The sequence below is a fragment of the Candidatus Pelagibacter communis genome (assembly GCF_001179845.1).
GTDB classification, from domain to species: Bacteria; Pseudomonadota; Alphaproteobacteria; order Pelagibacterales; family Pelagibacteraceae; genus Pelagibacter; species Pelagibacter ubique_Q.
Map to the genome: position 1 here is coordinate 1 of NZ_CVSB01000053.1, position 12,863 is coordinate 12,863.

11 protein-coding genes and 1 pseudogene are annotated in these 12,863 nt (G+C 31.0%); 3 read left to right on the forward strand and 9 right to left on the reverse strand.

Translation table 11 applies throughout. The features are described from left to right. The 5 genes from hisD to AMN81_RS05580 all read right to left on the reverse strand — a co-directional run. Positions 1 to 1,113: histidinol dehydrogenase (hisD, locus tag AMN81_RS05560; RefSeq protein WP_072091071.1), on the reverse strand; the 1,113-nt coding region annotated here is incomplete at its 3' end. Positions 1,114 to 1,186: 73 nt separating this feature from the next. Beyond that, on the reverse strand, positions 1,187 to 2,098 hold the full coding sequence (locus AMN81_RS05565) for a bifunctional enoyl-CoA hydratase/phosphate acetyltransferase (protein WP_072091072.1): 912 nt from the start codon (positions 2,096 to 2,098) through the stop codon (positions 1,187 to 1,189). Between the two features lie 5 nt (positions 2,099 to 2,103). Further along, positions 2,104 to 3,159: an ABC transporter ATP-binding protein gene (locus tag AMN81_RS05570; RefSeq protein ID WP_072091073.1), complete on the reverse strand. Its 1,056-nt coding sequence runs from the start codon at positions 3,157 to 3,159 to the stop codon at positions 2,104 to 2,106. Continuing rightward, positions 3,159 to 5,357: an ABC transporter permease gene (locus AMN81_RS05575; protein WP_072091074.1), complete on the reverse strand. Its 2,199-nt coding sequence runs from the start codon at positions 5,355 to 5,357 to the stop codon at positions 3,159 to 3,161. The genes AMN81_RS05570 and AMN81_RS05575 overlap by 1 nt, the downstream gene beginning before the upstream one ends. A gap of 12 nt (positions 5,358 to 5,369) precedes the next feature. Next, the gene (locus AMN81_RS05580) at positions 5,370 to 6,407 is read right to left on the reverse strand and encodes an ABC transporter substrate-binding protein (protein WP_080986926.1); all 1,038 of its coding nucleotides are present in this window, start codon (positions 6,405 to 6,407) and stop codon (positions 5,370 to 5,372) included. A 151-nt stretch (positions 6,408 to 6,558) separates the two neighbouring features. Here AMN81_RS05580 and AMN81_RS05585 point away from each other — a divergent pair, with 151 nt between their 5' ends. Continuing rightward, on the forward strand, positions 6,559 to 7,410 hold the full coding sequence (locus AMN81_RS05585; protein ID WP_072091075.1) for a bile acid:sodium symporter: 852 nt from the start codon (positions 6,559 to 6,561) through the stop codon (positions 7,408 to 7,410). On the opposite strand, the gene AMN81_RS05590 is transcribed toward AMN81_RS05585, so the two are convergent. Further along, positions 7,407 to 8,366, reverse strand: coding sequence for a helix-turn-helix domain-containing protein (locus AMN81_RS05590; protein WP_072091076.1), 960 nt, complete (start codon positions 8,364 to 8,366; stop codon positions 7,407 to 7,409). The genes AMN81_RS05585 and AMN81_RS05590 overlap by 4 nt on opposite strands. Positions 8,367 to 8,482: 116 nt before the next feature. Between AMN81_RS05590 and AMN81_RS05595 the strand changes: the two genes are divergently transcribed. Continuing rightward, complete coding sequence (locus tag AMN81_RS05595; protein ID WP_023854060.1) at positions 8,483 to 8,680, forward strand: hypothetical protein; 198 nt, start codon at positions 8,483 to 8,485, stop codon at positions 8,678 to 8,680. Here AMN81_RS05595 and AMN81_RS05600 read toward each other — a convergent pair. After that, positions 8,669 to 9,673 (reverse strand): Ldh family oxidoreductase, encoded by a 1,005-nt coding sequence (locus tag AMN81_RS05600; protein ID WP_072091077.1) that lies wholly within the window; start codon positions 9,671 to 9,673, stop codon positions 8,669 to 8,671. The genes AMN81_RS05595 and AMN81_RS05600 overlap by 12 nt on opposite strands. A 32-nt stretch (positions 9,674 to 9,705) precedes the next feature. Here AMN81_RS05600 and AMN81_RS05605 point away from each other — a divergent pair, with 32 nt between their 5' ends. Beyond that, the gene (locus AMN81_RS05605; protein ID WP_072091078.1) at positions 9,706 to 10,581 is read left to right on the forward strand and encodes a glycosyltransferase family 17 protein; all 876 of its coding nucleotides are present in this window, start codon (positions 9,706 to 9,708) and stop codon (positions 10,579 to 10,581) included. On the opposite strand, the gene AMN81_RS05610 is transcribed toward AMN81_RS05605, so the two are convergent. Both AMN81_RS05610 and AMN81_RS05615 read right to left on the reverse strand, forming a co-directional pair. Next, positions 10,582 to 12,507 (reverse strand): ABC transporter permease subunit, encoded by a 1,926-nt coding sequence (locus AMN81_RS05610; RefSeq protein WP_072091079.1) that lies wholly within the window; start codon positions 12,505 to 12,507, stop codon positions 10,582 to 10,584. After that, positions 12,507 to 12,863: pseudogene (locus AMN81_RS05615) on the reverse strand (ABC transporter ATP-binding protein); the annotation flags it as partial. The gene AMN81_RS05610 and the pseudogene AMN81_RS05615, both read right to left, overlap by 1 nt.

Consider the following 12,863-nt stretch of genomic DNA (forward strand, 5'->3'; position numbering starts at 1 on the left):
ATATCTTCCAGCGCCTTTAGTAGGTAAAATATGATTAGTACCTGAACATTTGTCACCATAAGCAACTGTAGTTTCTTCACCCACAAACAAAGATCCATAATTTGTAAGTCTTTCATGAAACCATTGTAAATTTTCAGTTTGTACTTCTAAATGCTCTGGAGCATATTTATCGCTAACTTTAACCATCTCTTCATCATTGTCGCAAAGAATTACTTCTCCATAATCTCTCCATGCTGCATCAGCATTTTGTCTTGGAACTTCTGGTAGTTCAGCGATTAATTCTGGAACTCTTTTAATAACTTTTTCTGCAAGTTCTTTGCTCGTTGTGTAAAGCCAACATGGTGAGTTATAACCATGCTCTGCTTGACCAACTAAATCAACTGCTACAATTTCAGGATCTGCTTTAGCATCTGCAATTATTCCAATTTCTGTTGGACCAGCAAATAAATCAATACCAACTTTTCCAAACAAAATTCTTTTTGCTTCGGCAACAAATTGATTGCCTGGACCAACAATAATATCAGCTGGTGGATTGTTAAATAAACCATTTGTCATCGCAGCAATTGCAGGAACTCCACCTAAATTTAAAATAACATCAGCTCCACAAAGATCAGCTGTATAAACAATTGTTGGATGTGCACCAACACCTTCTTTCGGTGGACTACAAGCAATTACATTTTTAACACCTGCAACTTTTGCTGTAGTAACACTCATAACTGCAGATGCAATGTGAGCATATCTTCCACCAGGAACGTAACAACCAGCTGTATTAACAGGAACTAGCTTTTGACCTGCAAATAAACCATCAGAAAGCTCAACTTCAAAATCTTGACCATAGTTTTTTAATTGTGCCTCTGCAAATTTTCTAACTCTATCGTATGAAAATTGAACATCATCTTTAGTTTTTTGATCAAGAGTTTTTTTTATTTCTTCAATTCTTTCTTTAGAGACAATTATTTCTCCATCGTACTTATCAAATTTTTTTGTTAAATCGATACAACCTTGTTCTTTAGTAGTTTCGATATCTTTTAAAAGATCTTGAACTATACCTGTTGTTTTGGTGTCATCTGTTGAAGATGTTTTTGGTGATTTTTTTAAATATTGTATTGCCATTATCGCTTCCCTTTTTTTGAGCTTCTTTAATAAAGTATAAAGTCTTTTTATTCAATAAGTACTTAATTTAGAATTAATCTAATGCAACTACCGCCGCTGCAATAGATGCTAATCGTGCTTGAGCTTCATCAGATCTACTTGTTATAACGACTGGCACTTTTCCACCGACCACAACTCCTGCGGCACATGCTCCACTAAAATATATCAGCATTTTTACCAAAGCATTTCCAGTTTCTACACTTGGCACTAACAATACATCTGCCTCACCAGCAACTAAATTTTTAATCCCTTTTATTGCTGCTGATTTTTTTGAAATACTATTATCAAAAGCCAAAGGTCCAAATACATCAGCATTTAAATTTTCTTCTTTAGCTAACTTTGTAATTTCTGCCGCCTCAATGGAACTAGGAACACTTTCCAAAACTTCTTCTGTTGCCGATAAAACAGATATTTTTGGTCTTTCTATTCCTATTCTGTGTGAAAAATTTACTACATTTTTTAAGATATGCATTTTAGTTTTTACATTAGGCAGTACATTTAATGCTCCATCAGTGATTATTAAAGGTTTGTCATCTTTACCAATACTCATATGCCAAATATGACTTAGTCTTGTTTTGCCTAATAAATTGTATTCACGTTTTAAAACCTCTTTCATAAGAACATCTGTATGAATGTGTCCTTTGACAATTATTTTAACCTTATCTTCACTTGCAAGTTTAGCTGCAATTTTAGCCGTATCGTTCTCTACAGGTTCATGAATAAGTTCGTATTTAGAAATATCCCATTTAATATCTTCAGCACATTTTTGTATTTCAACTTCATGACCAATAAAAATAGGCTCGATTAGATTTTCATTTACCGCATCTTGAATGGATAACATTGGCAAAGGTTTTCCTGCATTTACGACAGCAACTTTAACACCTTTTTTTTTATGAGCTAAATCCAGAAGGTCATTTGGACATACAATTTCTTTACTTGATAGCATATAATTTAATCATTTAGAATTTTAACCTCTTCCTCATTTATACTTAAAAAGACTTCTTCTCCAACTTTAAATATGTCATTCGTTTCACCTGAAATAACAAACAGTTTTCCAGCATTTGAATTTAGTATGTATTGATAACTACTTCCTACAAATGATGCATTGTTAACAGTTGCATGAATTGAGTTCTCTTTTTTATCTTTGTTAATTAAAATTTTTTCAGGTCTAAGTGCTACAGAAACAGTTTTTTCAAAATTCTTATCACTTTGAACTTTAATTTTCATTTCACCTATTTTTAATTCATAAGAGTTAGATTGTTTATTTAAGATTTCAGCTTTTACTACATTTGCGTCACCAATAAAGTTTGCAACAAATTTATTTTTTGGAAAATTATAAAGATCTTTTGGGCTACCTTCTTGGGCGATGACCGCATTATTCATCACAATAACTTTATCAGATATTGCTAAAGCCTCCTCTTGGTCATGAGTTACATAAATAGTTGTGACTCCTAATTTTTGTTGAATTTCTCTAATATCTTCTCTTACTTGTCTTCTCAATTTTGCATCTAAGTTTGACAGAGGTTCATCAAAAAGCAACACTTTTGGTTCCAACACAATTGCTCTTGCAACTGCAACCCTTTGCTGCTGTCCACCAGATAGTTCTGATGGCATCCTATTTTCATACCCCTCTAAATTTACCAATTTTAGAGTTTCTAAAGATTTTTGAATATATTCTTCCTTATTCACATTGATCATTTTCAATCCATAAGAAACATTTTCAAGAACACTCATATGAGGAAATAAAGCATAAGATTGAAATACCATTGATACATCTCTGTCAGTTGCAGGTAATAATGTTACATCTTCATCATCTACTAATATTTTTCCACTTGTGGCTCTTTCTAGACCTGCAATAATTCTTAGTGAAGTAGTTTTTCCACAACCTGATGGACCAAGTAAAGTAGTTAAGGTTCCAGCTTCAAATTTACAGCTAACATTATCTACTGCTGTAGTTTCATTAAATTTTTTTGTTATATTTTCAAACTTTACTTCTGCTTTTTTCATTATCCTAAATTTCCTTGTAAAATTCCGGCGGCTTGATCTCTTCTTCCTAATTTACGTTTTCCTATTATTAATTGCATTAAAGTAATTGTAATCAGCATTACTACAATTAAAGCAGATGAATACACTATTGCAAGGCCGTAGTCATTATTTTCTAATCGTCCCAGTATGTATGAAACAGCTAAGTCATAATTTGCACTTACCAAGAAGATAACTGCACTAATTGCTGTCATGGCTCTTACAAAACTAAAAACTAAAGATGCTGTAATAGCAGGCTTAAGTAAAGGAAGTATTATATTCCTAAATGTTTGGGCGCTAGAAGCGTTTAAAGTTGATGAAGCCTCATCTAAATGTGGATCAAGCTGGTTCATAGCAGCTATTCCTGCTCTAACACCAACTGGCATGTTTCTAAATACAAATGCAATTACTAAAATTATTCCAGTTCCAGTTAATTCAAGAGGAGGAACGTTAAAAGCAAAAACATAACTTACACCAATAACACTACCAGGTATTGCAAAACTTAACATTGTTCCGAATTCAAAAGCATTTTTTCCTTTAAATTTATGTCTTGTTAAAAGATATGCAGTTAAAATTCCAATCGCAGCAGTTGGTAAAGAGGAAATTAGAGCTATAGTAAATGTAGTATTAAAGGAGTTCCAAGCAGTTCCTGTCCATAAGAAACCTCTTTCTTTTACCCAATCAACACTAAAAGCTTCAATATAATGTCTTAATGTAAAGCTATGATCAACACCCCACATTTCTACAAATCCACCGAACATGATCATTACATAAATTATAAATGTCAATAAAGCCCATGGAAGTACAGTTGAATAAATTACCCATTTTGTTTTATTTGGGAGTTCAGGATGAACACCACTATCTCCTTTACCTGAAATTGAAATATAGGATTTTTTTCCTAACCACTGGTTTTGTAAATAAAACACTACTAGAACAACAGATAATAAAATCATTGCTAATATTGCTGCTTTAGTTTCATCGTACTGTGCACCAACAATTGCAAAAAATATTTCAGTAGACAATACATCGTATTCTGCTCCTAGTACTAAAGGGTTACCAAAGTCTGCTAAACTTTCTATAAAACCAAGAAGAAATGCATTTGCTATTCCTGGTCTCATTAATGGTAAGGTAACTGTTTTAAAAACTTGCCATTTAGAAGCCCTCAAGGTTTGAGACGCTTCCTCCATAGATGGACTGACACTTTCAACAACACCAATTAATACTAAAAATGCAATAGGGGTAAAAGCAAGTGTTTGGGCAAACCATATTCCTGGTAAACCATAAATCCATCTAGAAGGCTCAATATCAAACCCCCATTCAAGAAACGAACTCACAACACCAGTTCTTCCAAATAAAATTATTATCGCTAATCCAATTACAAATGGTGGAGTAATTATTGGTAATACCGATAATATTCTAATTGTTCTTTTAAATTTAAAACTAGTTCTTGCAATTAAAAGAGCAAATCCTAAACCTAAAATTGTTGATGAAAATGCTGTAAGCGTACCCATAGTAATGGTATTCCAAAAAACACCACAAGCATAATCGCTATAAAGACAATCAAGTCCCCAAATTCCTTTATTAAATATTTTGTCTGAAAAATTACTTATTTCATAACCACCTTCTGTTCCTTTAAAAGCAACGGTAAACATTCTAAAAATTGGAAAAAATACAAAAGTTGAAACTAAAATTATAATACTACCTATACTTCCAACTATAAAATTATCACCATTTAACCAACCACGTGCTGAAAGACCATGAGTGATATAAAATACAAATGTACAACAAGTTAAAACTGCGCCTGATCCAACACCATATTGATTTTCCACATCACCAAAAATTGATTGTAAGATTTCAAAATTCCATCCTCGGATACCAATAGAAAATCCTTGTAGAAAAAAATAAATAAATCCAATTATTCCTGAGTATAAGAAAATTTTGGAATATAAAGGATTGTTCTGATTTAATTTTAATGTTGCTAAAGGAAAAATTAAAGGAAGTAATATTGGTAAAAGCCAATATTTTTTATTTATAAATACCTGAGGTAATACCGAACCGTAATCTTCTAAAGAATATTCTAATATCCAGTTTATTGAGAAAAACCCGTCACCTGTTACATACCATGGAAAGATTAGGAAGCCCAATCCTCCTATGAGCATCCAACAGATAACGAGTCCTCTCATTAATTCCTAAAATTATCTAGGAATTACAGATACATCGTTATCCCACTTGGATAACAGGCTCGCTCTAGTAGCTTTATCTCCATAAACTTTAAAATTGTAATCAATCAAGTTAATTGTAGATAAATCTGGAGCATCAGGATCAGCTTTTGCTTTAGTATTTGATGGTACTTGCAAAGATTTTCCTGAAGTGAAAACCATAGTTTGTATTGCAGGACTTAATGCCCAGTCATAAAACTTTTTAGCTTCCTTCATATTTCTTGCACCAGCAATAATACTCATTGATCCAACTTCATAACCAGTTCCTTCAGCAGGAGATACCGTTACAACAGGCAAACCTTTTTTAGTTTGTTTAACACCATCGTGTTGGAAACAAATACCGATTAAGTTTTCACCTCTTCCAGTCGCTTTAATTGGAGCAGAACCAGATTTTGTGTATGTATTGATATTTGCATGAAGTTTTTTCATGTAATCCCAACCTTTGTCTTCTCCAAAAATTTGAAGAATAGTAGCTAAAGTTGTGTAAGCAGTTCCAGATGAATTAGGATTTGCTACTTGGATTTCACCTTTATAAATAGGTTTTGTTAAGTCCATCCATGATTTTGGAGCTGGCAGACCTTTTTTAGCTAAAAGATCTTTATTGTATCCAAAACCTAATGCACCAACATAAATCCCTACAGATTTATAGTCAGCATTTTTTGCTTGGTTTTGTGCTGCAGGTAATAAATCATCGAAATGTTTTGATTTATATTTTTCTGTTAAATTTTCCTGAGCAGCTGTTAAGTGTGGATCACCTGTTCCACCAAACCAAACATCACCTTTTGGATTAGACGCTTCTGCTTTAATTTTAGCAAAAGTTTCACCACTACTTGCTCTTGTCATTGCAACTTTTGTGCCTGTTTCTTTTTCATAAGCTTGTTCAAGCATTTCACAAACATCAATCTCTACACTGCAATATAAAGTTAATTTTGCTGCAGAAGCTTTGTTTGTAAGACCAAACAATGTTATTGAAAAAAGAAGGACAATAGATGCTATTTTGATTAGATTTTTCATTATTTCCTCTTTCTAAAGTTATATTGTTAAGAAAGTTAATATGTTTTGTATAAAATTGTTACTATTTTATTACAAAATTCACTTCTAGGTTTAAAATTTATTTTAGTTATTAAATTAAAAATATTGTATAATTTTCTAGAGGGGGAAGTCATTGGAGATTGTAACTAAAATAGCGCCAATCATATTGGCTCTTATCATGTTAGGCTTAGGCCTAGGATTAAAACTAGAAGATTTTGGAAGAGTATTTAAAAAACCAAAAGATTTTATTGTTGGTTTTATTTCTCAATTAATAATTCTTCCAATTGTAGCATACATATTAATTTTAATTTTAAAAACACCACCTGAAATAGCAATAGGTGTTATGATAATAGCTGCAGCACCAGGAGGTGTAACATCTAATGTAATGACTAAATTTGCCGATGGTGATGTTGCATTATCAATATCTTTAACTGCCGTAATTAGCTTATTAAGTATAATTACAGTTCCCTTAATAATCTTTACTTCTGCAGACATGTTAGGGATAACGGAAGTTTCTCAAAATATTTCAATGACAGGAATAGCTTTAAAAATGTTTTTAGTTGTAACAGTACCTGTGATTTTAGGAATGATTATCAGAAAATTTGCTGAAAATTTCATATCTTCTAAAGTTGAAATATTTAATAAACTCAATATTGTTTTGTTTGCTGTTTTTTTCGTAGCAGCGTTTTATGAAGAAAGAGAAAATATTCTAAGCTTTATAAAACAAGCAGGTTTAATTGCTTTAATTTTAAATATATCGATGATGGTTATTGCATATTACATTGCAAAAGCTTTTGCTTCAGGAATTAAACAAATGAGATGTATTGCTTTAGAATGTGGATTGCAAAATGGTACTTTAGCATTATTCGTTTCTACACAAATATTTGGTACCGATATACTATACGCAATACCAACAGGTGCATATGCACTAATCATGTATATAACAGGGTTTATTTTTATTTATATTTTAAGAAAATCCAATTAAGTATTTATTATTCTGATTTGATTAAAGACTTTATAGATAAAATTACTTAAGCTAAGCATATTCTGGTTTATCATTTTACTTGTTTTTTGAAACGCACTATCTTTAGCATCGAATATAATTAATTTTTTTTCATTTATATGAAGATACTTTTTATCAATTAAATATTTTAGTTTTCTAACAACTGTTGGTCTTGGAATACCAGTTATTTCAGAAACTGACATAGCATTTACACCTCTCGTATCAGAGCCCATAAGTGCTTTATGGTAGGAACGTATATTATTTTTTGGAGTAAATTCTTTATTCTTAACTGCATTAATAATGACTACCATTCCAATAGCTAAATATTCTAAATCTTTAAGCTCAGCCCTCCATCTATTCATATAATCAAACCAGAATTTATTAAACTGATACCAACAGTAAGAGAAATTTTCTTTCATCGCAGATATTATTTCATCAACTGAAAAAACTTCAGTTGTTAGTTTTTCTTTTTTTAAAATTTTATTAAATTCATGTAATATAGTTGCAATCTCTGTCAAAGTGTTGGTTGCTCTAGCCGAGTAGAGTGTATCTCTGACAACAAATATTTTCTTACCAGTCCTTTTGATTGTTCCTTCATTTTCTAACTCTACAACTTTTCTTCTGATACTCTCTTTGGGTATCCCTAGATCTTTTGAGATGTCTGAAATGTTAATTTTGCTTATTTCGATTGATTTATCCTTATAAAAAGTGTCGTAGTCAATTTTTATACCATATTGCCTAAAATATATAAGATCTTGGTTAATCAAATAAATAATGATTACAAACTTGTCTATGTCTTTGTAATGTTCGTACGCTCTCACAAACCAGTTGCTTGTTAAGGTAAAAAAAGAGGACGCCAGTGTGCCAAAATTATCTTGAATTACTTTATTGATTGTCTTTTCGTCAATACGTGCGGATATACTAGGTAAAGTATTCATATTTTTAAAAAAAACCCAATATGAACAAAAGTGAAATTAGAGTCAACCCATTATGGACAACCCTAGTATGTAAAACATGCAGTAATAATGATTAAAATAAACTTTATAAACGAAATATGAGTACAGAAAGCTTACATAGAACATCCGAGATTGTAGAGACCCCCTCTCAATATGTTGAAACTCCAAAAAGGGTTAATGTGGATGTTTTAAAGCAAAGACTTCTAGAAGAAAAGAAGAAGGAAAAAGTTAAACGAACAATAATTTTATCATCTGTTATCGTTTCTTTGGGTGCTCTAACGATGTTAACTTATTAAGGTTTCCAAATCTTTCTTTATTATATCCGGTATAGAAATTTCTTTTTTTGAGTTATTTTTATACCGGTTAAACTTATTTTGTCCTGGATACATTATTTCCTTAACACCTTTTATCTTAGGAAGTTTTTTTATTGTTTTAATATTATCTTTCATTCGTTGGTTATAATTTTTTTGAAATAAATTTGCTTTAAAAGTTATAAATAAATGTCCGATATTTTGTGGGCCTGAAAAATCATCAAATGGATCTTTAACTCTTCCTGCATGATTTCCTCCTGTTAAAACTCCGCTTAAAATATCTACCATCCAAGCAAGTCCTGAGCCTCTAAAACCTGCAATTGGTAATTGTACTCCTGCTAATGCTTTTTTTGCATCAGTAGTTGGTTTGCCAAACTTATCTAAAGCAACTCCCACAGGAATTGATTGATTGTTTCTTGCAGCAACTCTTATTTTTCCTCTATTGATCATTGAGATTGATGTATCTAAAATAAATGGAATTTTAGAACCAGTAGGGGATCCAAAACAAATTGGATTTGTCCCAAACAATGTTTTTAATGCACCATGTGGTGCAACTGCTGGAGGAGCATTGGTATAGATCATTGTAATTAAATTTTTCTTTACTGCTTGTTCTGCGTAATAACCTGATAAACCATAGTGACCACTATTTTTAATAGCTACCATTCCTATTCCAGTTTTTTGGGCATGTTTAATTGCAGTTTTAATTCCTAAATCAGCTGCAACAAAACCGATACTATTATTTGCATCAATATAAGAAATCGAAGAGGAAATTTTTTTAATTTTAATTTTTGGTTTTGGGTTAATGACTTTTTTAGAAATTCGATCACAGTACATTTTAAGTCTTGATAAGCCATGTCCATATGCCCCAACTAATTCTGCATTAATTAATGCATCTGCTGATATTTCTGAATTTTTTTTAGAAAGACCGTGATGACAAAATATTTTGATAATTAAATTTTTTAATTGCTGATGCTTCATTAGTTTAATTATGATACTAATACTTAAATTATATGAAAATAATTGACACCACAACTTTTTTTGAAGAACATCTCATGATGGAATTAAGGTTTAATATACTTGATCCATTTATAGACAAATTTATTGTTTCTGAGGCAAGATTTTCTCACAGCGGAAAAGAAAAAGAAATAAAGTTTAACAAAAAAGACTTTCCTAAATTTGAAAGCAAAATAGTTCACTTAATAGTAGATAAAGATCCGGTTGATATTATTAATAAAACAAATTTGACAAATATAGAATTAAGACAAAATAGCATTATAAGAATTAAAGAGCAAAGAAATTATATAGCAAAATCATTAAATGAATATTCTTCTGATGATTATATTATTCATAGTGATAATGATGAAATTCCAAATTTAGAGGTTTTTAATTTTAAAGAAAATAAAAAAAAAATAGTACTTTTTAATCAACAATTGTTTTATTATAAGTTTAATTTAGGTTTGCTGAATGTGCCTTGGTTTGGATCTAAAGCATGTAAATTAAAAGATTTAAAAACAATAGATTTACTTAGAGCAACAAAAAATAGAAAGTACCCATTTTACAGATTAGATACTTTTTTTTCAGATATTAAGCATCAAAGCGTTAAAATTGTAGAAAATGGTGGATGGCATTTTTCAAATCTAAAAAATATTGAAGAACTTGAAAGAAAGTTTTTAAATGATGAAAATCATTCAGAATATGAGGAAAAAGGACATTCTCTTGAAAGAATTAAAGCAAATATCCATAATAGATCTATCGATTATAACCATAATGCTAAAAAAAATTCTGATGAGAGATTTAATTCTACAAAACTACAGGTTATAGATAAAAATATTCTTCCTTATTATATTCAAAACAATTTTAAAAAATATAAAATTTGGTTTGATTGATTAACCTTTTCCACGCCAAGGGATTGTCTTATCGATAATTTTTCTTAATGTAATATCGAATAATAGACCTAACAGACCCATAATAAATATCGTTATCCAAATTACCTCGTATTGGAAGTACTTTTTAGCAACGTTTTCAACAAAACCAATACCTGTTGTACCCGCTAAAAACTCAGCAGCAACAAGCGTTCCCCAACACATACCAACTGCTACTCTAATTCCTGTAAGAATTTCAGGAAGTGAATTTGGGAAAATTACATGTCTTAAAATTTGTTTTTTAGTAGCTCCTAAAGAGTGGGCTGCATGGATTTTTGAAAGCTGCGTCCCTGAAGCACCGGCTCTTGCAGAAATAATCATAATCGATAAAGAGACCATAAATAATAGAAATACTTTTCCTGAGTTATCAATTCCAAGAACTGAAATAATTAAAGGTGCCCATGCAAGAGGGGGAACAGGTCTATAAAGTTCGATTAACGGATCAAAGAAACCTTTAGCAAATCTATTTAGACCCATAAACAGCCCTAAAGGTACACCAATGATGATACCAAAGATTAATCCTAAGAATACTCTTAAAAAAGAATCCCAAATATGTCCATATGGAACAGGTACTTTCAATAATTTAAAATCACCTGTAACAACTTTTAAGACATTACTTTTAAAGTTTTCTTTAACAATTCCTTCTTTTGTGTGCACTGGATACTCACCAGGTAATATATCTGCTATCCAATCTGGTAAAATAAATCCTATCATTTTACTCACGTCCACCATCTCAATCCACAAAAGAGGAATATTTTTGTAGCCAACACTTGGTTTTGACATCAGGATGAATTTATTAAAAGTATCAGATGGTTTTGGTAGCCATCTTCCTGAACCCTGTTCTGAACACGTTGGTCCACTTGCAACAATTGTTCCAGCAGGGAATAGAAGAATATCAATTAATCTTAATCCGCCTTGCTCTTTATTTTGTAATTCATCAAATTCAACAATTGCTGCCTGCATTTCATTTAATGCGTTAGGAGGATAGATACTTGCAAATTCTATTCTTCTAGCAATTTTAACAATATTCTTTGCGTATTCAGATGCAATTTCCTGACTGTCATCTAAACTTTTTCTATAAGCTTTGATATCATCTTTAAGTTGTTTAATTGCATTTTTAAACTGTGGATTATGATTTCTTAGTTTAAAAAATTTATCATCTATAAGTTTTAGTTCGGCCGCTGCTGCAGCAAATTTTAAACCTCTATTCGTTTGTGGTGCAGTTGGTATTTCTATTGTATTTTCTATAGAACCACTTCCAGAATCTATTGTTATTATTCCCCAACCACCTTGTTCATTAATAAGCTTTTGCCTTTCACTTTTTTGAGCATCTGTTTCAAAAGGATAATCTTTCTTTTGGAAATTTGAACTTAGAAGTTTTATTTCCTCAGTCATTTCGTTGATTTTAATTTTAGTTTCCATTTCCATTAGCTCTTCACTAGTTAAGAAAGGAATTAATTTAGAAGTTCTGTCGATATAGCTTATTAAGATTGTTTTTTGTTGATCATTTAAATCTGGAGATCTATTTATTTCATTAGCAATTTTTTTAAGGTTTTTATTTTCAATTTTTATAATTGATGTGCTTTTGAATTCTCTTTCTTCAATAGGAAATTGATATTTTAAACCTAATAGTGACTCGTTAATTTTAGCAACTTGACATAATTCATTAGCTGATTTTGGATAGAAGCCTTTTGCGATATCCCATGAATAATAAAGCCATAACATTAGAATTGCACTAGTTCCAACTATTACCCAATGCGTTCCACCTTTTGCTCTTTCTGGATTACCAAATACAGCATCGACTTTTTCAGTTCTTATCAATCTTCTTCCATAAAGAATACAGCCAATAACAGATACGATAATTAATATTGTTACAAATTGGGTTAACATTAATTATCTTTCCCCATTATTTCTTCTTCCATGTTCCAAATCATCGATAAAATTTCTTCTCTTGTAGATGAAAATTCTTTATTTTTTTTAATTTCTCTTAAGTCTTGTGTAAGACCCATCTCTGCAAAAGGTAGATTGTACTCTTTATGTATCCGACCTGGTCTTGGTGCCATCACATATAACCTTTCTCCTAGTAACAATGCTTCTTCAACCGAGTGTGTAATTAAGATTATCGTTTTACCTGTTTCTTTCCAAATCTTTAAAACTAAAGACTGCATCTTTTCTCTTGTTAAAGCATCCAACGCCCCTAATGGTTCATCCATTAAAATCAAATCAGGATCATTGATTAAACATCT